We start from the raw sequence: 18767 nt of genomic DNA on the forward strand, positions 1-18767 counted from the left end.
AGGGCATGATCTTCATCGATCTCGCGGTGCGCAACCTCAGGCGGCACAAAGTCCGTTCGATCCTCGCAACGGTCGGCATCGTCATCGGTGTCGTCGCCATCGCCTCTCTCGGCATCATGGGCAGCAGCCTCTCGACGCTTGTCGGGGGCATGGTCTCGGACGTGAGCGACACCGTGCTCATCACCCCCCATCTTGCGGCATCGAGCGGCGATCCGTTCGATCCTCGAAGCGCCCTCGCGGCGAGCATCTCCACGAAGAACGTGGGGCTGATAGAGAAGGCCGCGGGAGAACACCGTGCCGTCCCCATGTTTGTCGCATCGGATCGACTGCGGGTGCGGGAGACGAGCGGTTACGCGACGATATACGCCATGCCCGCAGCCGATATCCCGTTCCTGCTCGAGCGGGAGGCGGGCCTCTATCCCCAGGGAAGGTCTTCGGGGGTGATGGTGGGCTCGCTCCTTGCCGACGAATTCGACCTCCACCCCGGGAGCCGAATTGAGGTCGGGGGTGAGAGCGTCCGTGTTCTGGGGATCGCGGCGGAGCGGGGGATGGGCATCGACATCAACCCCGACTACGCCATCATCGTCACGGAAGACTGGTACACGGAACGGCACGGACCGCAGGACTACAGCCGGGTCGTCGTGAAGGTCGGCGATCTCTCCGCAATCGAGGACGTTAAGGCCGCCATCGACCAGCAGATCAACCGCAGGAGCGAGGTTGTGGACATCCTGGACTCACGCGAGATCCTGGAACTCTACTACGAGACCATCGACGCCATCAACATCTTCCTCCTCGGTATCGGCGGGGTGTCGCTCCTCGTCGCGAGCGTGAGCATCTTGAACGTCATGATCATATCGGTCACGGAGCGGACGGCGGAGATCGGGCTGATGCGGAGTATCGGGGCGCGAAAACGGGAGGTCCTCCGAATGTTCCTCTACGAGAGCCTGTTCCTCGGGGTCATCGGGAGCATCATCGGCGGCATCGCGAGCACGGCGGTCGCCTTCTCTGCCTCTGCCTCCATAAGCGATCTCTTCGCAGATTTCTCCGTCTCGGGAGAAGCCGGCATCCCCATCTCCGTGGTGATCGGTTATGTCGCCTTTGCGATGGCCTTCGGCATCGGGACAAGTGTCGTCGCCGGATTCTACCCCGCGTGGAAGGCGGCGCAGCTGAACCCCATCGAAGCGCTCCGCTACGAGTGACGGCTCACCGGGGAGGGCGGGAAGCCGCCCCCGGTACAGGATTTTTATACCTGAGGTGGTATGGGGGAGCCGGTGAAGACGATGTTGTTTGTCCTGTGGTACCAGTTCGAACCGGAGCATGCCCACCAGGTTCTGGAACTCTGGAAGCACTTCAAGTTCCCCTCGGATGTGAACGTCCTCCAGCGCTACCTCCTCGTCGGGAGGCACATGTCGGTTGCCATCTTCGAGGCGCCGGACGAGCGCTCTCTCTTGAAGATCACCGCGCCGTTCAGTTCGTACGGGGTTGCACACGTTGCGCCGGCGATGCCGCTCGAAGAAGCGATCAAGGCAGTCTGATCCGGGGCTGCACGGCACCGAAACCCCTCTCTTTTTCTCTCCCTGGTCGGGCCACCCCCTCCCGGAGTCCGCTGCGAGGCCGGGCGCGGGGAAGCCCCTCGCGGGGGTTGGGCCATGCGTAATTTCATAGCCATGGAGACCGGAAACTCTATGAGCACTTATAGGATGATAGACTTCCCTGTCAGGAAGTGCTCTGACCCTCATCCGGTCCCCAATACGATAACAATACCCGGCTGTGTGAAACGAATGTTACAGATGACTACGTGGCTCGACAAGAACTTCAGCTCGCTCCAGCCGACGCGGGCGATCATCATGAGAGCGCTGCGCCACCTGCGCCCCGCGGATCGAAAAAAGCTCTTCTCAGAAGACATCCCCGAGATGCGAACCGCCGAAGGGCGGTGGTTCGAGGCGATCGTCTACGAGATGATCCTCGACCTCTCGCTGCAGACCGACCTTATCCTCTCCGTCGTGGCCCGGGGGGCCGACGGGCCCGCGAAGGTACGGCGTGCGCAGCTCGGTCAGAACGGGCTCTTCTACTCGAACATCGGGGATATCAAGGTCCGGGGAAACGGCCAGGATCTCGCCGAAGTCGATCTCGTGCTCGTCGACCATACCGGAGCGCTGACGTTCGGCGAGATCATCACGTCTCCTGCCGACTTGAAAGAGTTCGAGGCGGAGATCCGCTACAAAAAACAGCTCTTCGGCTATCTCTACGGGCAGCCGACCGTGCCGTTCCTCCTCATCTCTTCGGTCGATATCTCCCGGACGGCCGTCGTCCGCCGCCTCCTCAAGGAACCCGACAACGTCCTCCTCACCACCCCGACCTGCGAGGATCTGAAAGGCCTTATCCGGCAGCGGGACCTGAAGCGAAGTCCTACCCGCCGGATAAAACACGAAAAGCTGATATCCATCAAGGACATCCCGCCCCGCCGGCCGTTCGACTATAAGAAACTGCACGACGAACGGATGCAGAGCATCATCGCCGCCGTCACCTCGAAGAAAGGCGTCGGGGAACTCGGCACCCCGGACGAGATCCCGCCGATCGTGAAGAAAGTCATCTTCGGGGGGCTCTACCCCTCTGCTATCCGGATGCTCGATGCCCGATACCCCATCCGCATCAAGGGGAAGACCTACGACCCGGATACGGTCCAGAAACAGTTCTCGAAGGTCGTCCTCGCCGTGAACATCCCGGAGTACCGGCCGATCATCTATCTGCGGACCCGGAACAAGAAGGAGTACCTCAAGATGGTGCCGAGCAAGACGGGCGGGTTCAAGTTCGAGAGCCGGCGGACGCCCCATATGGCGGGGTTCTTCCTCTGGCTCGAGTCTGTCCAGCCGTCGCTCGGGGCCGAACTGACGCGAGAACTCCTCGACGCGCTCCCCGCGATCCATGCTCCCGCAGCTGCAGCGACCGGAGAACCGTAAGATACGTATGAAACCCGGGCGCATACATTCCCATGACGTCGGGGTGTGATCTTCAGAGATGGACCTGATTGCAGAGATCGTCGGGTTTGCGGGGTTCAGCCTGGTTGCGATCGCATCGATCGTCGCTGTGATGAACCCTGCCTCCACGATCGCCGTTTACACGGCGGTCACCAAAGGGATGAGCAGGAGCGAAGCAAGGAAGGTCATCGATACCTCGATGAAGATAGCCTTCATTGTGCTTGCCTTCTTCGCCCTCACCGGACAGTTGATCTTCTCGATCTTCAACATCACCATCCCGGCATTCCAGATCGCCGGCGGTATCCTTCTCATCAGCGTGGCGACCGGGATGCTCAGCACGCGGGACGAGGCCTACACGGCTGCTGATCTTGAGAACATCGCCATCGTCCCGCTAGCCTTCCCGCTCTCGTGCGGTCCGGGGACGATCACGACGGTGATCCTGCTCGCCTCGGGCCCGGAGGGTATCATGGGCCTCGTCGCCGTATTTACGGGAATCATCGTGGCGCTCGCCATCTCCTACGTCGGGATGCTGTATGGACCGCGTATCTTCTCCCTCATTGGAGAGGCCGGGCTCCGGGTCGTCCCGAAGCTGATGGCGGTCATCGTCCTTGCCATCGCCATCCAGTTCATCATCAACGGGATTGCAGCGGCCATGCCGCAGTTGCTCGCAAACCTTGACCTTTCCGGGGTGATATGACCGATATCCAGATCGCTCTCATCCAGGCGCTTCAGGTCCATGCGTCGTGGCTCGAAGCGCCGATGCTCTTCTTCTCGTTCCTCGGGAACGCGGAGTTCTACCTGCTCGTCATCGCGCTCCTCTACTGGTGCTGGGACACGCGCCTCGGGCTCCGCCTGGCCATCCTGATGGGGATCACGGGCGGGCTCAACCAGGCCCTCAAGGTTGCGTTCCACCTCCCCCGCCCCTACTGGGTCAGCCCGGAGGTCAGGGCGCTCGGGAGCAGCCCCTCGTTCGGGCTGCCGTCGGCGCACGCTCAGGGGTCGGCGGCGCTCTGGGGGCTGATCGCCGCCGATGCCCGGAGCAGGTGGATCTGGGCGTTCACGGCCGGGACGATCGTTCTCATCGGCATATCGAGGGTCTTCCTCGGGGTTCACTTCCCGACCGACGTCCTCGCGGGCTGGGCGCTCGGCGCCGCCGTCCTCCTCGGGTTCCTTGCTCTCGAGGAACCGGTGGGCCGCCGGATCGCCGCCCTTCCCCTCTCAGGGCAGGTGCTTGCCGCATTCGCAGGCTCGCTTGCCCTGGCCGTAGCCTCGTTTGCCGCTCTCGCGGCCCTCGGGGACTGGGAGGTTCCCGCCTCCTGGGCAGCGGGGGCGCTTGAACGGTCCGGGGAAGCGATCCACCCGCTCGCCCTCCTGGACGCAGTCACGACCTCGGGCCTCTTCTTCGGATTCGCGGCCGGTGCGGCGGCAGACCGTCAGCCCGGGAGCATGTGCGCCACAGGGAAGGGATCCGTCCGGTTGTTCCGCTACGCCTTCGGGATCGCCGTGGCCGGGGCGATCTGGTACGGGCTCGGGCTTTTTGCCCCGCAGGATGCCGTTCCCGCCGCCTACCTCTTCCAGTACCTCCGGGCTGCCGTCGCCGGTGCCTGGGTCTCGTTCGGTGCTCCGGCGTTCTTTGCCCGGTACGGCCCGGGCGCATAACGCGGGAGTATTATCCGCTGCAAGGCGCGGAGACCGTATGGATTCGGGGGACGACGACACCCTCCTCGAGCCCCGGAGAAAGGCTCGACCCGGTCATCTATCCCTCCCGGCCGTTTACGCCCGGCGGCGTCCCGTTCATGGTCGAGCGGGCCGTGCCGCCCCGAATTACGCCGGTGACGGATCTCGGATAACGGCATCTTTCAGCAGGGTTTTATAGCCCAAAGCCGACTCATTCCCTATGCTTGCAGAGGGGATCGCTCTCGGCTGGATTCTGATCGTGCTCGGGGCGGTGCTGCTACTAGTGGAGGTCTACCAGCCCGGGTATTTCATCGCCGTCCCTGCGACGGTCCTGATCATCCTCGGAGTCCTCCTCCTCCTCGGCGTCGACATCCTCACGTCCCCCTGGGGCCTCGTCGTCGGGGTTCTCGCGGCGATCGTGGCGGCCTCGGTCACCGTATGGTTCTACAGCCGCCTCACGCCCGGTCACGAACCGCCGAAGACGCTCTCCCGGGACTCGCTCGTCGGTCTCGAGGGGACGGTGGTCGCCCCGGTCGATCCGGAGACGCTCGCGGGGAAGGTGCGGCTCGGGAGCATGGAGTGGAGCGCTCGTTCCGAGTCGGGAGGGATCCCGGTCGGGAGAAAAGTTATCGTCGTTCGCTCCGAAGGGGTGCACGTCGTCGTAAAGGAGGTCATATAAAGTGCTTTTAACCGGAGAGGTTCCATGGACCGGACTCATCACGGTCTTTCTCATCATCGTCATCATCATCATCTTCGCTCGTGGCGTGGTGATCGTCCAGCCGTACGAACAGGGGCTCCAGATCCGCCTGGGGCGGTACATCGGGAGGATGAACCCCGGTTTCCGGTGGGTGGTCCCGCTGATCACGGTGGTCAAGAAACTCGACCTCCGGACAGAGGTGATGGACGTCCCGCGGCAGGAGGTGATCACGAAGGACAACTCCCCGACGAACGTCGACGCTATCGTCTACGTCCGGGTGATCGACCCCGAGAAGGCCTACTTCGAGGTGATGAACTACCGGTCGGCGACTGTGGCGCTGGCGCAGACGAGTCTCCGGGGGATCATCGGCGACATGGAGCTCGACGAGGTCCTCTACAACCGGGACGTCATCAACGCCCGCCTCCGGGATATCCTGGACCGGGAGACCGATGCCTGGGGCGTGAAGGTCGAGCGGGTGGAGATCAAGGAGGTCGACCCGGTGGGCGCGGTCAAGCAGGCGATGACCGAGCAGACTGCGGCCGAGCGTGAGCGGCGTGCGGCGATCCTCCGTGCGGACGGCGAGAAGCGTGCGGCGATCCTGCGGGCGGAGGGGAACCGGCAGAGCATCATCCTGGAAGCCGAGGGCGAGCGGCAGAGCAAGATTCTGCGGGCGGAGGGCGAGCGGCTGTCACGGATCCTGCAGGCGCAGGGCGAGGCGCAGGGGCTGCGCATCCTCTCGGTCGGCGCCCGGCCGCTTGATAAGCGGGCGATCACGGTTCTCTCGCTCGACGCTCTAAAGCAGATGGCCGGGGGTCAGGCGACGAAGATCATATTCCCGTTCGAACTCTCGAGCGTCGTCAAGCAGGCCGCGGAGTACCTCGGCGCCACCGCCGAGGCCGCAGAGGTTCCGGAAGGGACGGAACTGCCGTCGGAGGATATTCTCGGGGAGATCCCGGGCCCGGAGGCGCTCCGGGCCGCGGAAGAGGCGGCGAAGAGCATCGAGACCGACATCGACGTAGAGATACAGAAGAAGTCGACCGACCTGATGCGACAGGGTGGGGACGAGGGGCTGTAGGCCCGTCTCTCCCTGTTTCCGGACACGGCCATATCCCGGTACAATCTGCGCCGGCGGGGCACGCGCCCGGCGTGAGCGGTCTTCGATGTCTTCGGGTAAAATGTTTCCAGTAGTGCCATTTTTTGCTTTAATCTGCCGTGCTTCCCCGGTTCAAAACGAAATGATTATTTTTCATCTCATAAAGTAAATCCTATGCGAACTGTTTCAGCAGCATTCGTACTTCTTCTCCTTGCAGCGGCAGTCCTTGCCTGCGGGTGTATGGGGGCGGATACGCCCCCCGCAGGGCCGGAGGCCGTTCAGGATATCGTCGTCGGCGCCCTCCTGCCGCGTTCCGGCGAGTACGCCGGGGGCGGAGAGGCGAGCCGGGTCGCTCTCGAGGTGGCGGCCGGGGATATCAACGACTACTTTGCCTCGATCGGGTCGGACCGGCGTGTCGGGATCATCATTGAGGACACAAAGGCCGATCCCGCCACAGCGCTCGCGAAACTCCAGGCGCTTGAAGGGCAGGACGTCCGGATCGTCATCGGGCCCGGCACCAGCGCCGAGCTTGAGGCGGTCAGGACGTATGCAGACGAGCACGGGTTCATCCTGATCAGCACCATGAGCACGGCGCCGTCGCTTGCGATTGCGGGCGACAACGTCTACCGGCTCGTGCCGCCGGATACCTACCAGGCCGACGTCATGGCATACTACCTGAGAGAGCAGGGAGTAACCGCGATCGTACCGGTCTGGCGCGGTGACGTCTGGGGCGACGAACTGGAGAAGCTGACGGCTGCGGCGCTTGTGAGAGGCGGCGGGAAGGTCCTCGACGGCGTCCGGTACACGCCTGATCAGGTATATGGCGCGATAGCGGCGGATCTCGATGCCCGGGTGGCCCGGGCGATCGCGGCGCACGGGAGAGAGAAGGTCGCCGTCTACCTGGTCAGCCTCGACGAGGCGGACAGGATCATGGGGGCGGCTATGGCGACAGAGAACCTGCCGAAGGTCCGGTGGTACGGGTGCGACGGCAGCGTCCTCCTCGATTCGCTCGCTTCAGGCGAGCCCGCCCGCTTTGCGGAGCAGACGAAGTTCACCTGCCCGGCGCTCTGGAACCAGGAGGGTGTCGCGTCGAACACGGCCACCATCCAGAAGATGCGGGAACTCCTCGGGCGGCATCCCGACGGTTACGGCCTCGCGACCTACGATGCGCTCTGGATCGTCGCCATGGCGCGGACAGAGGCCGATACTGCGGACGTCGCCATGCTGAAGACCGCACTTGAGAGAACCGCAGAGGAGTCCGGCGGCCCCCTCTTCGGGCCGGCGCACCTGAACGGAGCCGGCGACCTGTCGAGCGCGCACTACACCTTCTGGACGGTGAGTGCCGACGGCGCCGCCTGCCGGTGGGTGCCGGTCGTCCAGTACGGCATCGCGTCGGCAGGCGCCACCCCGGAACTCGAGTGGGTCGGCGCCTGAGTGTCGGGGCACTGGCCCTCACACTTCTTTTTTGAAAAAGAGCCCTGTTGAAAGGCTTCACACATCCTCTAGAGAACGCCCGGTTACCAATAGAGGTCGGTGGTGTAGCCTCACCCTAAGTGCGCCAGGCGGGAGCGTAGCGAGCGGCCGGAGTTTGAGCATCGTAAGGTGCGGGGGAGTTCAGGCACCGGGGGTAAAACTCTACGCGTGGATGGATTGAAACCATTGCGGCGAGTCTTACCCCATCGTCAGCACGAACCGCACCGCCGCGACGATCATCGGCATCGTGATGAGGAGGATCAGCATCACCGTCACGAACCCGCTGATCGAGGCGACGACCCGCTGCGCGTATTGAGACCAGCCCCGGCGCTCGAAGAACCGTTCAACGCCTTCCTTCATCATGTAGCCGCCGTCGAGCGGGACGATCGGTATGGCGTTGAACATCCCGACCAGCAGGTTGAACCATCCCGTCCAGAAGAGAAGGTGAACCGTGCCCCAGAAGAGGGGGAACGGCTCCTCCCAGGCGATCTGCTCGGGGGTGTCGGTGAGCAGGATCCCGAGTTGCTGGGAGTTGCTCTGGATGAAGGCGTCGATCGGGGCTATCGTCAGGTAGAGAGGCGCGAGAAGCCCGAGATCCGCGATATTCCCGATATGCTCCTTCACCGCGGGAGCATTGTAGTAGTAGACCCCCATGAACCCGGAGTCCCGGTCGCCGTCGAGCGCCTCCGGCCATTCATCCAGGGTGAGGGTGTAGGTGCTCTCGACCCCGTCCTTTGCGGCCGTCAGCGTGACCGTCTCCCCCGGCCGCGTCCCGTCCATGATCGCCGCCACCTCCTCCTGGCTTGCCACGGGAACACCGTTTATGCTCGTGATGACCGAGTAGCCGGGAAGCCCCGCGTCGGCCGCGGGGTAGTCCTGGTAGACCCCCTGGACGAGCGGAACCGCAAGGGGCGTCGCCATCCCCACGAGGAGGAACATCGCCGCAAAGCACGCGAGCCCGAATACGATGTTGTTCGTGATCCCGGCGCCGAACATCCGGATCTTCGGCATCCCCTTCGCCGCTTCCACATCCTCCTCTTCTGGCTCGACGAACGCCCCTATCGGGACGACGGCGATGAGGAGGCCCATGCTCTTCACCCGCATATCTTCGACCCGGGCGAGGATGGCATGGCCGAACTCGTGGATGACGATCGTGAGGAGGAGGCCGAGGACGACGGCCGCGGTGATCGGGATCGCCTGGTTGACGCCCGGTATCGCGAGGAGGTTTCTCGGGTCGTAGATCCCGGTCGGCTCCGGTGTGTGCACCAGATACTGGGGAACTGCAAGGAGCAGGGCGAGGGTCATGAAGGCGGAGACCACGACGACCAGCAGGACCCCGAGCGTTGCGTAGGCCCGGAGCGGGCGCCGGAACTTCTGGAACCAGTCGAAGAAGCCGACCCGCTCGGTCTTGATGGCGAGGATCGGGCCGAAGAACATGACGTGATCCTTGAACAGCCCTCGTTCACGGATGTAGTAGGCTATCAGGAGGTATGCCGCGACGAGGAGAAGGAGTATCTGGAGCCAGTTCATCACTCACGGTTAGGGCGCGGGAGGCATAAATTCTTGGTCAGGCAAAATCCTGCATTGTTGTCTGACAGAGGTTCGTGACCGTCTTCCAGCTCCGGCGGGCGCAGGGCGGCGGGCTCCCGTGATCCCGGATGTAGCCCCGGAGGAACTCGATGGTCACGGTGTCGGAGGGGTAACCGCTCCCGATCGTTCCGTACTGCTGCTCGAGTTCCCGGATCGCCCGGTCACGGGTGACTTTCGCGACGACGCTCGCCGCGCCGACGATCTTGTGCCGGGCATCGGCGCGGTGTTCGGCGACGATCCTGCAGGGAAAGTCGAGAAGCCCCGCGACCGTCTGCCCGTAGCGTTCCGCGTTTACATCGCAGGCGTCCACATAGGCGTACTCCGGCTGGAGCCCCCTGATCGCTTCGGCGTGAAGTTCGGCGACGCAGGTGTTCATGCTCATCCTGCTCCGGGCATCGTCGATCCCGGAGGCATCGATGGTGACGATCGCTATCGAAAAATCGCGGAAGAGGATCTCGTAGAGCGCCTCGCGCTGCTTCGGCCGGAGCGCCTTCGAGTCCCGGATGGGAAGATCCGCAAGATCCTCGATCTCGCGGCACCCGACGGCGGCGACGACCATTGGGCCGAGAACCGAGCCTTTCCCCGCTTCGTCCACCCCGCAGATCACATAAGGTGGTTTATTCGCAAGGTATTTCAATGCTGGCGGTTGAATCCAGATGGATGTACACCATCATCGTCGGCCTTGGCGGAATCGGCCGGAATCTGACTGCGATCGCCGTGAATGCCGGCGACTCCGTGGTGGTGATCGACCAGGACGAGGAACGTGCGAGCGATATCCTGGAGCACTACGACGTTCTCGCCATCACCGGAAACGCGACCGACAAATCGGTGCTCGAGGACGCGGGGATCGACCGGGCCGATGCCCTGGTCGCCACGACGAGCGACGATGCGGTGAACCTGATGACCTGCTGGCTCGCGAAACGTTACGACGTCGGCAACGTCGTCTCGATCGTCAACCAGAAGGAGCACTCCGATCTCTTCAACGAGGTCGGCGTCCGGATCAGCGAGAATCCCGACGAGCTGGTGGCGACCCGTCTCTACTACTGGACGAAGAGCCCGAACCTCCAGCAGGTCGCCTCGATCCCCGGCGGCACCATCTTCGAGATCGTCGCCGACGAGGGTGCACCGATCGTCGATCACGAGATCCGCGAACTCGAGGTCCGGGACTTTGTCTTCATCGCCATCCGGCGTGCGGGAGGCGACCTGATCATCCCGAGCGGCACCGTCCGTATCCGGCCGGGCGACGTCATCACGGTCTTCACGAAAAAAGAAGCGGAAGCAGAGACCTTAAAGACCCTCAACAAGCAGCTAATACGCTCAGGATAGCGCATCTTTCAGTGCTTTGAGTTCGAGGAGCAGCTTCGGGTTCCGCGTGATCAGTTCCATGATGAGAGCTCGGACCGAGAACTCTTTGAGGCTGATATTGGCGATCGATTCCGCGAGGGTGTTGAGTTTCGCATCGTCGAGGGTGACGAAGTACTCCTTGACCTTGTAGTTCCGCTCGATGCCTGCGCCCATTTTTGATGCCCGCCACTCCGCATCGTAAGGCATCAGCGCCTCCTTCGAGCAGTTGCCCGCTTCGATGCATCTTAAGGCAACCTGAGCGGCGAGCCGTCCGGTATACATGGCGTTCCCTATCCCGCCGCCGGTGATGGGATCGACGACCCTCGCCGCGTCCCCGGCGACCATGAGCCCATCGGCGACCGTGCAGGCGAGCGGCCGGCAGACCGGGACACCGCCCGCGATCGCCTCGATCGTCTTACCGTTCGGGAAGTTCTTTGCGACAAACCGATCCAGGTAGTCCTTCGCCCGGGATCCGTCCCGGCTTTTGCGGCCGGAGATGCCGATCCCGACGTTTGCCGTCCGGTCGCCCTTCGGGAAGACCCAGAGGTAGCCTTCGGGCGCAATATCGTTGCCCAGGTAGAAATCCGTCGAGCCTGCGTCGATATCGATATCGGTCATCAGGTACTGGGCGCAGCTCATCATCTCCCGGAGAGGGACGACGGTATCGAGCCCGGCCCGGCGGGCGAACTGCGCTTCCGTGCCGTCGGCGGCGATGACCACTTCGGCCCGGATATCGGCGGGCATGCCTGCCGAGAGCACCTTTGCGCCCCGGACCGCCCCGTTCTCCATGATCGGCTCGGTCGCCCGGGTCTTGACGACCACGTCCGCCCCGGCCTCGGCCGCCTGCCAGACGAGTTCCCGGTCGAAGACCTTCCTGTCGAGGACGTAGCCGACCTCGTTTCCTGCCTTATCCTGTTCGAGGCTGATGGTGGTGCCGTTCGGCGCAATGAGTCGTGCCCGCTCGATATCGGCGGCTATCCAGCGCGGGTCGGGCTTGACGAACTCTTTTAAGAGTTCTTTGCCGATCCCCTCTGCACACCGGACGGGCGTGCCGATGGCGGAGCGCTTCTCGATGAGGCAGACCGAGTTTCCGGCTTCTGCTGCCGTCTTCGCCGCAAGAGCGCCGGCAGGCCCGCCCCCGATGACGAGGATATCGTAGTTACTCTTCATGGACGACCTCCAGTGCTCCGAGCGGGCACGCCCGTGCGCAGATACCGCAGGCGATGCACTCCCGCTCAAGGCTGAGATACGCGTCGATCAGCTCGAGCGCATCCTCGGGACAGACTGCGACGCAGGTGCCGCAGTATCCACACTTGTCTCGGTTTATCCTGAGCATTGTACTCATATTGTCGTCTGTCCCGCAAAAACCTTTATGCTCCTCGTACAAGTTGCAGTACCTGAATCTCTGCTCCTGATGCCGGATCGGTGCCCCGTCGTCCCGGCCCGCCCCGGGCGGTGCGGCGGTCACTACGCTATTTAATAGATGTTAACACAAATTTATCTGGATAACGTGAACGTTATGGGATTGAAGGGTGGGCCGACACAGGACGAGGTCATGGCCGTCTCGCTCGCAAAACTCGGCATCCGTCCGGGCGACCGGGTGGTTGATGTCGGATGCGGGACGGGAAAGATCGCTGTCGCTCTATCGGAGACGGCGGAGCGGGTCTACGCGATCGACCGCCGATCGGAGGCGGTCGCGTATGCCCGGGCCGAGGCGGCTCGCTCCGGCAGAGGCAACATCGAGTTCTTCGAGGGAGACGCGGCGGATCTCCTCTCGGGGCTGGGGCGACTCGACGCCGCCTTCGTTGGGGGGTCCCGCCGCCTGCCGGAGGTTCTCGATCTCCTCGCCGATCAGGTTCGGGGGAGGATCGTCGTGAATGCGGTGATGGTTGGGACGCTTTGGGAGGCGATAGCAAGCATGCAGCGCCTCGGGATCTTCGTCGAGGCCGTCCACCTCCAGGTCTCGCGGTCGGCCGGGATCGCCGGCGGAGTGATGTTCAAACCCATCAATCCCGTCTACATCGTTGTCGGGGGTGCCGGATGCTCGTAGGCGTGGGGCTCGGCCCCGGCGACCCGGAACTCCTGACCCTGCGGGCGGTCAGACTTCTCGGGGAGGCGTCGGCGGTCTTTGTCCCCGGAAACCTTGCCTACGACTTGGTAAAACTCTACCGCCCCGATGCTGTCGTCCTCAACTTCCCGATGACGAACGACGAGGACTACATCCGAACGTGCATGGGGGAGAACGCCGACCGGATTGCGCCGCACGCGAAAGACGGTCTTGCGGTATTCGGGATCATCGGCGACCCGAACTTCTACTCGACCTTTTCACGGCTCTGCGAGGTGATTGCAACGCGGTATCCCGAGATTACGTTCGCAACCGAGCCCGGGATCAGCTCCATCACCGCGTTCGCGTCGGTAGCGAACGTCCCGGTGGCCGGCGGGTTTCTTGTCTCGGACGGGAACGGGCCGGAGTCGCGGATCTTCATGAAGGTCCGGCGGCCGGCGGCGCTCGCGGCCTCCCTCTCGAAGGAGGGCTACTCGGAGTTCGTCCTCGTCGAGCGGATGTTCATGCCGGAGCAGCGGGTTTACCAGGGGGACGAACTTCCCGAGAAGAGCGACTACTTCTCGATCCTCTTCGCGAGGCGGCCGCATGCATAAGTTCTACATCGTTGGCGCGGGGCCGGGGGCGCCCGATCTCATCACTGTCCGGGGGATGGATCTTCTCCGGCGGGCGGACGTCCTCATCTACGCGGGTTCGCTCGTGAACCCGGCGCTTGTTGCGGAGTCGGGCGCGGGTGTGAAACTCGACAGCTGGGGGATGACGCTCCCCGAGATCGTGGACGCCGTCGAGGAGCACGTCCGGGCCGGAAAACTCGTCGTCCGGCTCCACTCCGGCGACCCGGCGCTTTACGGCGCGATCGTCGAGCAGATGGCGGAACTCGAACGACGCGGGATCGAGGCCGAGATCGTCCCGGGAGTCTCGTCGCTCTTTGCGGCCGCGGCGGCCTTGAAGACCCAGTTCACCCTCCGTGACGTCTCCGAGAGCCTGGTCGTTACCCGTCCGGCGGGGGCGACGCTTGAGACCGACCTGATCCCCGAGTTCTCCCGTCTCGGGCAGACGATGGTGGTCTTCCTCGGGACCGAGCGGATGGAGGAGGTCCTCGCCCGGGTGGAGTGCCCGCCCGAGACCCCGGCGGCGGTCGTCTACCACGCCTCCTGGCCCGACCAGAAGGTCGTCCGGGGGACGGTGGCCGATATCGCGGCGAAGGCCCGAGCTGCCGGGATCGAGAGGACGGCGCTGATCGTCATCGGGAAGGCCGTCGAAGGGGCGGCATCGGGTTACGGGAGGTCGGTCCTCTACTCATGACCGGGACTGTCGTGATCGCCCTCGAGCGGTTCCTCCCCGAAGCCCGCCGGATCGCGGACGCTCTTGGTGCCGAAGTCCTTCCTTTCGGCCCGGACGCTTTCCGGGCGGCGTTTTCCGGCTACGACCGGATCGTCGCCCTGATGTCGGCCGGGATCGCCGTCCGGGGGATCGCGCCCCTCCTCACCGATAAGTGGCGCGACCCGGCGGTGGTGGTGGTCGGGCCGGATCTCCGCTACGCCGTCCCGGTCGTCGGCGGACACCACGGCGGAAACGACCTTGCCCGGGAACTTGCCGCTCTCGGGATCGAGCCAGTGATCACAACCGCGACCGAGACCCGGGGTCGGGAGTCGGTCGAGGGGATCGCCGTCCGCACTGGCTGCGATGTCGTGAACCGCGACTCCACCCGGGCGGTGAACGCCGCGATGCTTGACGCCGACGTGCCCCTCTACGCCGTCACCGGCCCCGGGATCGTCGTCGCGGGCCCGGGTGTCTCCCTCCTCGTCCGGAAGGGCGAGTACGTCGTCGGCGTCGGGTGCCGGAGGGGCATCGGCGCGGCCGGGGTGACGGCTGCCGTCCGGCAGGCGCTCGGAGTTGCGGGGATCGCGCCCGGTGAGGTGCTCGTCTACGCGACGACCGCAAAGAAGCGCACGGAAGCGGGGCTCATCGATGCCGTCGCGGATCTCGGCGGCAACCTTGTCTTCTTAGATGATGCTACGTTGAACGCAGAGGAGGCGCCGTCGCCCTCGCGTGCCTCCCTCATAGGGCTCGCCGGGGTCGCGGAACCCGCGGCTCTCGCGATCGCGAAGCGAAAAGAACTGGTTCTTGTCAAACAGACGTATGGTGGTGTCACGGTTGCAATCGCACGATAGCGGAGGAAGACTCTACATCGTCGGCACCGGTCCCGGCGACCTGCTGCAGATGACGCCCCGCGCCTTAAAAGCCCTCGGCGAGGCAGACTGCGTCATCGGAAACGGGTTCTACCTCGATCTCGTCGAGCCGATGCTCGCCGGAAAAGAGGTCGTCCGGAGCAGCATGGGCAAGGAGGTCGACCGGGCTTCACGCGCGCTCGACCTCGCACGCGACCGTGTCGTCGCGATGGTGAGCGGCGGGGACGCCGGGGTCTACGGGATGGCGAGCATCGTGCTCGAGGTGGCGGAACGGTCGGGCTCGACGGTCGCGGTCGAGGTCGTCCCCGGGATTACGGCCGCGGTCTCGGCGGCGGCACGGCTCGGTTCACCGCTCTCGGGCGACTACGTCACGATGAGCCTCTCGGATCTCCTGACCCCCTGGGAGGAGATCGAGCGGAGGCTCGATCTCGCGTTCCGGATGCGGGTACCAGTCGTCCTCTATAACCCGAGATCACGGGGGAGGCCGCACAACCTTGATGCGGCGGTCGCGATCGCCCGGCGCCACCTCCCGGAGACGACGCCGGTCGGGGTGATCAAAAACGCCTACCGGAAAGGAGAGGAACGGCTGATCACGGCGCTTGGGGAGTTTGACGACCACTTCGCCTTCGTGGACATGCATTCGATCGTTTTTATCGGCGGAGAAGAGACGAGGATCTGGAGGGATGAGCATGGTGCGAGAGGAATCATCACGCCCCGGGGATATCACCGGAAGTACGTATACTGACCTTGCGGCGGTCACGCCGGAGGCCTACGCGATAGCGAGCGCGAGCCGGAACCTGGCCCGGGAGCGGGTGGGGAACGTCACCCTCGAAGACCGGATCCGGCAACGGTGCTCGGTCGCGGTCGGCGACTTTGCGATGGCCGATCTCATGCGCTTTGCCGGCGACCCGGTCGAGTCCGGGGTTGCCGCGCTTGCCTGCCGGGCACCGATCGTCGTCGATATCCGGATGGTGCAGGCGGGCATCCTGAAACGCGGGCACGCAAGTGAGATCGTCTGCGCCCTCGACTACGGCGAGGATATCGCCCGCGAGCGCGGGATCACCCGGACGTCGGCGGGATTTCTCGCCCTGCGCGACCGGCTGGATGGGGCGATCGTAGTGATCGGGAACGCTCCTTCGGCGCTTCTCGTCGTCTGCGAGATGATCCGGGAAGGAGTCCGGCCGGCGCTGGTCGTCGGGACCCCGGTGGGGTTCGTGAACGCCGCGGAATCGAAGGAAGCGCTCCGCGCCCTTGACGTGCCGTCGGTCTCGAACGCCGGTACCCGGGGCGGGACGCCGGTCGCGGTGGCGGCGACAAACGAGATCATCACGATTCATGCTGAGCGTGGAGGTCATGCGGGACCCGGTTACTGACTTCGAATACCCCGCGGCATGGGTGGCGGCCTGCCGCTCCCCGGACCTTCTCGACGACGTCCGGCGGGGCGTTGCGGTCCTGACCGCGTCCGGATCGGTTCTCCGCCGGGGGTTCACGACCGGGACGACGGCAGCCGCGGCCTGCAAGGCTGCGATCCTCTCGCTCGCCTGCGAGACCGTTCGAGAGGTGGACGTCACCCTCCCCTGCGGCATCGCGGTCCGGCTCCCGGTCGACGGCTACCGCGGGCGGGCGTCCTGCCTGAAGGACGCCGGGGACTACGCCACCGACGTAACAGGGGGACTTGAGTTCGTGGCGATGGCGGCCCCCTCCCTCTCGGGCGGAGTTCAGTTCGTCCCCGGCGAGGGCATCGGGAGTTTCTCCCGCGACACACCCCGCCACCGGCAGGGGACGGCCGCGATAAGCGCTCCGGCGCTCGACTGCATCCGGCGCTCCATCGACGAGGCGGTGGAGGAGGCGGATCTCGGCGGGGTCACGGTCATCCTCACCATCCCCCGGGGGGCGGAGGTGGCGCAGAAGACGCTGAATCCCCGGGTAGGGGTACATGCGGGGATATCCGTCCTCGGGACGACCGGGTTCGTGGAGCCCTGGGACGATCACGTGACGGAGGGGGTGGTCGACCGGATCGCCCACGCTCCCGGAGCGGTCGTGCTGACGACCGGCAGGCTCGGCCTGCGTTACTCCCGTCTCCTCTTCCCGGAGCACGAGGCGATCCTGGCCGGGAACAACCTTGAGGAGGCGCTCCGGGCGGCCGGTGACGATACCGTGATCTGCGGGCTGCCCGGCCTGATCCTGAAGTTCATCAACCCCGATGTCCTCGAGGGCACAGGGTGCGCGACGGTGGAGGAACTCTCGGCGACCCCGCTCTGGGAGGAGACGGTTCGCCGGGAGCTTGTGGCCTTCCAGTCCCGCTACCCCCGCGTCCGGGTCGTGATCGTCGACCGCGACGGCCGGATCATCGGGGAGTCGCCGTGAAGATCGTCGGGGTGGGCTGCGGCCCCGGTATGCTGACCCCGGAGGCAGCGACCGTCATCGCGGGCGCATCGCTCGTTTACGGCTCGGCCCGGGCGATCGCCCTTGCCCGCGACGCCATCGCGCCGGGATCTGAGGTGCACGAGATCGAGGATTACCGGAGCCTCCGCTCCCTCCCGGCCCATGCTGTCGTCCTCTCGACCGGGGATCCGATGCTTGCAGGGCTCGGCTACCTTCCGGGCGAGGTCGTCCCCGGGATCTCCTCGCTCCAGGTCGCGTTCGCCCGCCTGAAGGTTCCGCTGGCGCGGGCCGCGGTCGTCTCCGCCCACGGGAAGGATCACGCCCGGGCGATAGCGGAGGCGCGGGAGGAGGTCGCCCGGGGCCGGGTCGTCTTCCTCGTCGCCGACCCGGCCTTCGACGTCGGGGCGCTCGCGGCAGCCCTCCCGCCGGAGACCCGGCTTGCCGTCTGCGAGGATCTCGGCTACCCAACTGAACGGATCGCCGTCGGGACGGCAGCAGAGCCCCCGGTGCCGCGGGGCGATCTCTTCGTGGTGGTGGCGGGGGAGTTTTAGAAGGCGTCCGATCCGGATACATCACCAGAGGATAGGGGATGCATCCCCTTCCGGATTTGAAGTCTCAGTAATTCGCTAATTTCGGTGCCCGACACTGAGCAATGCGGCTTCGTACAATTCGGTACCGAGGAGTTGATAACACCCGGCCACCGGAGTTCGCGTTCTTCGCGGCTCGCACCTTCGGTGCTCCAACTCCTTCCCCAGCGGGGGAAGTCGTTCTTCGTGTGAGGTGACGGTAGGCGCAGTGGCGAGATCTCACGCGAAGAGCGCGAAGCCGCGAAGGACGACAGGCCGAAAGGCAGGAGCGTGAGAAGCCATCAGGCTTCGAGCCGCGAAGAATGCGAAGAGATCGGTGGAATACTGAACGTCACGCTATTCCGCGGGTGGCTGGAACTACATGATCTACACTGTGGGAGCCGCGAGATCCGCCGCGGCGCTCTCTTTCTTCCGGAACTCGTAGCCCGAGCGGAGGAGATCGAGAAGGATCGCCTGGTACGCCCCCCGCCTGCAGAGTTCGAGGTGGTAGCGGTGCACCGTCGATTTCGTCCCGTACCTCGCCGGGACGTCGCTCCAGGCGCACCCGGTGGTGAGAACGTAGAGAATCCCGTTGAAGAGGTTCCGGGGATCGCGCCTTGGTCTCCCGATATGAGGTTTCTGGGGCGGGAGGTGTCTTTTGACGATCTCCCAGAGGTCGTCGTCGATCTCCCGAAATGTCATGAGCGCCG

Annotated in this window: 22 protein-coding genes; 17 read left to right on the plus strand and 5 right to left on the minus strand. The window is 64.7% G+C overall.

All coding sequences use genetic code 11. From position 1 onward, the window contains the following. Window positions 1–5 precede the first annotated feature (5 nt). The 8 genes from MchiMG62_RS03150 to MchiMG62_RS03185 all read left to right on the plus strand — a co-directional run bounded on the left by MchiMG62_RS03150 (window position 6) and on the right by MchiMG62_RS03185 (window position 7879). Window positions 6–1199 carry an ABC transporter permease gene (locus MchiMG62_RS03150; RefSeq protein WP_221057849.1) on the plus strand — a complete coding sequence of 398 codons (1194 nt, stop codon included), beginning with the start codon at window positions 6–8 and terminating at the stop codon, window positions 1197–1199. A gap of 81 nt (window positions 1200–1280) precedes the next feature. Next, complete coding sequence (locus tag MchiMG62_RS03155; protein WP_221058613.1) at window positions 1281–1535, plus strand: DUF3303 domain-containing protein; 255 nt, start codon at window positions 1281–1283, stop codon at window positions 1533–1535. A 246-nt stretch (window positions 1536–1781) separates the two neighbouring features. Then, window positions 1782–2960 (plus strand): hypothetical protein, encoded by a 1179-nt coding sequence (locus MchiMG62_RS03160; protein WP_221057850.1) that lies wholly within the window; start codon window positions 1782–1784, stop codon window positions 2958–2960. Between the two features lie 58 nt (window positions 2961–3018). Next, complete coding sequence (locus tag MchiMG62_RS03165; protein ID WP_054848462.1) at window positions 3019–3675, plus strand: MarC family protein; 657 nt, start codon at window positions 3019–3021, stop codon at window positions 3673–3675. Beyond that, complete coding sequence (locus tag MchiMG62_RS03170) at window positions 3672–4637, plus strand: phosphatase PAP2 family protein (protein ID WP_221057851.1); 966 nt, start codon at window positions 3672–3674, stop codon at window positions 4635–4637. Before MchiMG62_RS03165 ends, MchiMG62_RS03170 begins: the two co-directional genes overlap by 4 nt. Before the next feature lie 238 nt (window positions 4638–4875). Beyond that, on the plus strand, window positions 4876–5334 hold the full coding sequence (locus MchiMG62_RS03175; RefSeq protein ID WP_221057852.1) for an NfeD family protein: 459 nt from the start codon (window positions 4876–4878) through the stop codon (window positions 5332–5334). Window position 5335: 1 nt separating this feature from the next. Then, entirely contained in the window at window positions 5336–6427 is a 1092-nt protein-coding gene (locus tag MchiMG62_RS03180; protein ID WP_221057853.1) for an SPFH domain-containing protein, read from the plus strand. Window positions 6428–6619: 192 nt separating this feature from the next. Then, window positions 6620–7879 (plus strand): ABC transporter substrate-binding protein, encoded by a 1260-nt coding sequence (locus MchiMG62_RS03185; protein WP_221057854.1) that lies wholly within the window; start codon window positions 6620–6622, stop codon window positions 7877–7879. Between the two features lie 237 nt (window positions 7880–8116). On the opposite strand, the gene MchiMG62_RS03190 is transcribed toward MchiMG62_RS03185, so the two are convergent. Then, window positions 8117–9448, minus strand: coding sequence for a site-2 protease family protein (locus MchiMG62_RS03190; protein WP_221057855.1), 1332 nt, complete (start codon window positions 9446–9448; stop codon window positions 8117–8119). Window positions 9449–9485: 37 nt separating this feature from the next. Continuing rightward, window positions 9486–10115, minus strand: coding sequence for a ribonuclease HII (gene rnhB / locus MchiMG62_RS03195; RefSeq protein ID WP_221057856.1), 630 nt, complete (start codon window positions 10113–10115; stop codon window positions 9486–9488). A 53-nt stretch (window positions 10116–10168) separates the two neighbouring features. On the opposite strand from rnhB, the gene MchiMG62_RS03200 reads away from it, so the two are divergent. Then, window positions 10169–10834: a potassium channel family protein gene (locus tag MchiMG62_RS03200; RefSeq protein WP_074369834.1), complete on the plus strand. Its 666-nt coding sequence runs from the start codon at window positions 10169–10171 to the stop codon at window positions 10832–10834. Here the strand turns inward: MchiMG62_RS03200 and MchiMG62_RS03205 are convergent. Further along, entirely contained in the window at window positions 10826–12022 is a 1197-nt protein-coding gene (locus MchiMG62_RS03205; protein WP_221057857.1) for an NAD(P)/FAD-dependent oxidoreductase, read from the minus strand. The genes MchiMG62_RS03200 and MchiMG62_RS03205 overlap by 9 nt on opposite strands. Further along, complete coding sequence (locus MchiMG62_RS03210) at window positions 12012–12188, minus strand: 4Fe-4S binding protein (RefSeq protein ID WP_048104707.1); 177 nt, start codon at window positions 12186–12188, stop codon at window positions 12012–12014. The genes MchiMG62_RS03205 and MchiMG62_RS03210 overlap by 11 nt, the downstream gene beginning before the upstream one ends. 183 nt (window positions 12189–12371) lie before the next feature. On the opposite strand from MchiMG62_RS03210, the gene cbiT reads away from it, so the two are divergent. Genes cbiT through MchiMG62_RS03250 form a run of 8 tightly spaced genes read left to right on the plus strand, consistent with a single transcriptional unit; the run spans window position 12372 to window position 18042 of the window. Next, the gene (gene cbiT / locus MchiMG62_RS03215; protein ID WP_244987781.1) at window positions 12372–12902 is read left to right on the plus strand and encodes a precorrin-6Y C5,15-methyltransferase (decarboxylating) subunit CbiT; all 531 of its coding nucleotides are present in this window, start codon (window positions 12372–12374) and stop codon (window positions 12900–12902) included. After that, a complete protein-coding gene (locus MchiMG62_RS03220; protein WP_221057859.1) occupies window positions 12893–13510 on the plus strand; it encodes a cobalt-factor II C(20)-methyltransferase in 618 nt (205 codons plus the stop codon). The genes cbiT and MchiMG62_RS03220 overlap by 10 nt, the downstream gene beginning before the upstream one ends. After that, window positions 13503–14219, plus strand: a complete 717-nt coding sequence (locus tag MchiMG62_RS03225) for a cobalt-precorrin-4/precorrin-4 C(11)-methyltransferase (protein WP_221057860.1) — start codon at window positions 13503–13505, stop codon at window positions 14217–14219. The genes MchiMG62_RS03220 and MchiMG62_RS03225 overlap by 8 nt, the downstream gene beginning before the upstream one ends. Then, entirely contained in the window at window positions 14216–15088 is an 873-nt protein-coding gene (cbiG, locus tag MchiMG62_RS03230) for a cobalt-precorrin 5A hydrolase (RefSeq protein WP_221057861.1), read from the plus strand. Before MchiMG62_RS03225 ends, cbiG begins: the two co-directional genes overlap by 4 nt. Beyond that, window positions 15057–15851: a precorrin-3B C(17)-methyltransferase gene (gene cobJ, locus MchiMG62_RS03235; protein ID WP_221057862.1), complete on the plus strand. Its 795-nt coding sequence runs from the start codon at window positions 15057–15059 to the stop codon at window positions 15849–15851. Before cbiG ends, cobJ begins: the two co-directional genes overlap by 32 nt. Further along, on the plus strand, window positions 15799–16479 hold the full coding sequence (locus MchiMG62_RS03240) for a precorrin-8X methylmutase (RefSeq protein ID WP_425331902.1): 681 nt from the start codon (window positions 15799–15801) through the stop codon (window positions 16477–16479). The genes cobJ and MchiMG62_RS03240 overlap by 53 nt, the downstream gene beginning before the upstream one ends. Next, complete coding sequence (locus MchiMG62_RS03245; RefSeq protein WP_221058614.1) at window positions 16460–17473, plus strand: cobalt-precorrin-5B (C(1))-methyltransferase; 1014 nt, start codon at window positions 16460–16462, stop codon at window positions 17471–17473. The genes MchiMG62_RS03240 and MchiMG62_RS03245 overlap by 20 nt, the downstream gene beginning before the upstream one ends. Continuing rightward, entirely contained in the window at window positions 17470–18042 is a 573-nt protein-coding gene (locus MchiMG62_RS03250) for a cobalt-precorrin-7 (C(5))-methyltransferase (protein ID WP_221057863.1), read from the plus strand. The genes MchiMG62_RS03245 and MchiMG62_RS03250 overlap by 4 nt, the downstream gene beginning before the upstream one ends. A 402-nt stretch (window positions 18043–18444) precedes the next feature. Here the strand turns inward: MchiMG62_RS03250 and MchiMG62_RS03255 are convergent, their stop codons facing one another. Then, window positions 18445–18759 carry a transposase gene (locus MchiMG62_RS03255; protein ID WP_221057864.1) on the minus strand — a complete coding sequence of 105 codons (315 nt, stop codon included), beginning with the start codon at window positions 18757–18759 and terminating at the stop codon, window positions 18445–18447. Between the last annotated feature and the right edge of the window lie 8 nt (window positions 18760–18767).

Origin of the sequence: Methanoculleus chikugoensis, from assembly GCF_019669965.1 — an archaeon.
GTDB lineage: Archaea > Halobacteriota > Methanomicrobia > Methanomicrobiales > Methanoculleaceae > Methanoculleus > Methanoculleus chikugoensis.

Bases quoted from the DNA above. Each gene is read 5' to 3' on its own strand.
- MchiMG62_RS03255 (WP_221057864.1), bottom strand. From the start codon at position 18,759: ATGACATTTCGGGAGATCGACGACGACCTCTGGGAGATCGTCAAAAGA.
- MchiMG62_RS03160 (WP_221057850.1), top strand. From the start codon at position 1,782: ATGTTACAGATGACTACGTGGCTCGACAAGAACTTCAGCTCGCTCCAG.
- MchiMG62_RS03165 (WP_054848462.1), top strand. From the start codon at position 3,019: ATGGACCTGATTGCAGAGATCGTCGGGTTTGCGGGGTTCAGCCTGGTT.
- MchiMG62_RS03150 (WP_221057849.1), top strand. From the start codon at position 6: ATGATCTTCATCGATCTCGCGGTGCGCAACCTCAGGCGGCACAAAGTC.
- MchiMG62_RS03245 (WP_221058614.1), top strand. From the start codon at position 16,460: ATGCGGGACCCGGTTACTGACTTCGAATACCCCGCGGCATGGGTGGCG.
- MchiMG62_RS03185 (WP_221057854.1), top strand. From the start codon at position 6,620: ATGCGAACTGTTTCAGCAGCATTCGTACTTCTTCTCCTTGCAGCGGCA.
- MchiMG62_RS03210 (WP_048104707.1), bottom strand. From the start codon at position 12,188: ATGCTCAGGATAAACCGAGACAAGTGTGGATACTGCGGCACCTGCGTC.
- MchiMG62_RS03225 (WP_221057860.1), top strand. From the start codon at position 13,503: ATGCATAAGTTCTACATCGTTGGCGCGGGGCCGGGGGCGCCCGATCTC.
- MchiMG62_RS03220 (WP_221057859.1), top strand. From the start codon at position 12,893: ATGCTCGTAGGCGTGGGGCTCGGCCCCGGCGACCCGGAACTCCTGACC.
- cbiG (WP_221057861.1), top strand. From the start codon at position 14,216: ATGACCGGGACTGTCGTGATCGCCCTCGAGCGGTTCCTCCCCGAAGCC.
- MchiMG62_RS03200 (WP_074369834.1), top strand. From the start codon at position 10,169: ATGTACACCATCATCGTCGGCCTTGGCGGAATCGGCCGGAATCTGACT.
- MchiMG62_RS03170 (WP_221057851.1), top strand. From the start codon at position 3,672: ATGACCGATATCCAGATCGCTCTCATCCAGGCGCTTCAGGTCCATGCG.
- MchiMG62_RS03175 (WP_221057852.1), top strand. From the start codon at position 4,876: ATGCTTGCAGAGGGGATCGCTCTCGGCTGGATTCTGATCGTGCTCGGG.
- MchiMG62_RS03155 (WP_221058613.1), top strand. From the start codon at position 1,281: ATGTTGTTTGTCCTGTGGTACCAGTTCGAACCGGAGCATGCCCACCAG.
- cbiT (WP_244987781.1), top strand. From the start codon at position 12,372: ATGGGATTGAAGGGTGGGCCGACACAGGACGAGGTCATGGCCGTCTCG.
- MchiMG62_RS03190 (WP_221057855.1), bottom strand. From the start codon at position 9,448: ATGAACTGGCTCCAGATACTCCTTCTCCTCGTCGCGGCATACCTCCTG.
- cobJ (WP_221057862.1), top strand. From the start codon at position 15,057: ATGGTGGTGTCACGGTTGCAATCGCACGATAGCGGAGGAAGACTCTAC.
- MchiMG62_RS03205 (WP_221057857.1), bottom strand. From the start codon at position 12,022: ATGAAGAGTAACTACGATATCCTCGTCATCGGGGGCGGGCCTGCCGGC.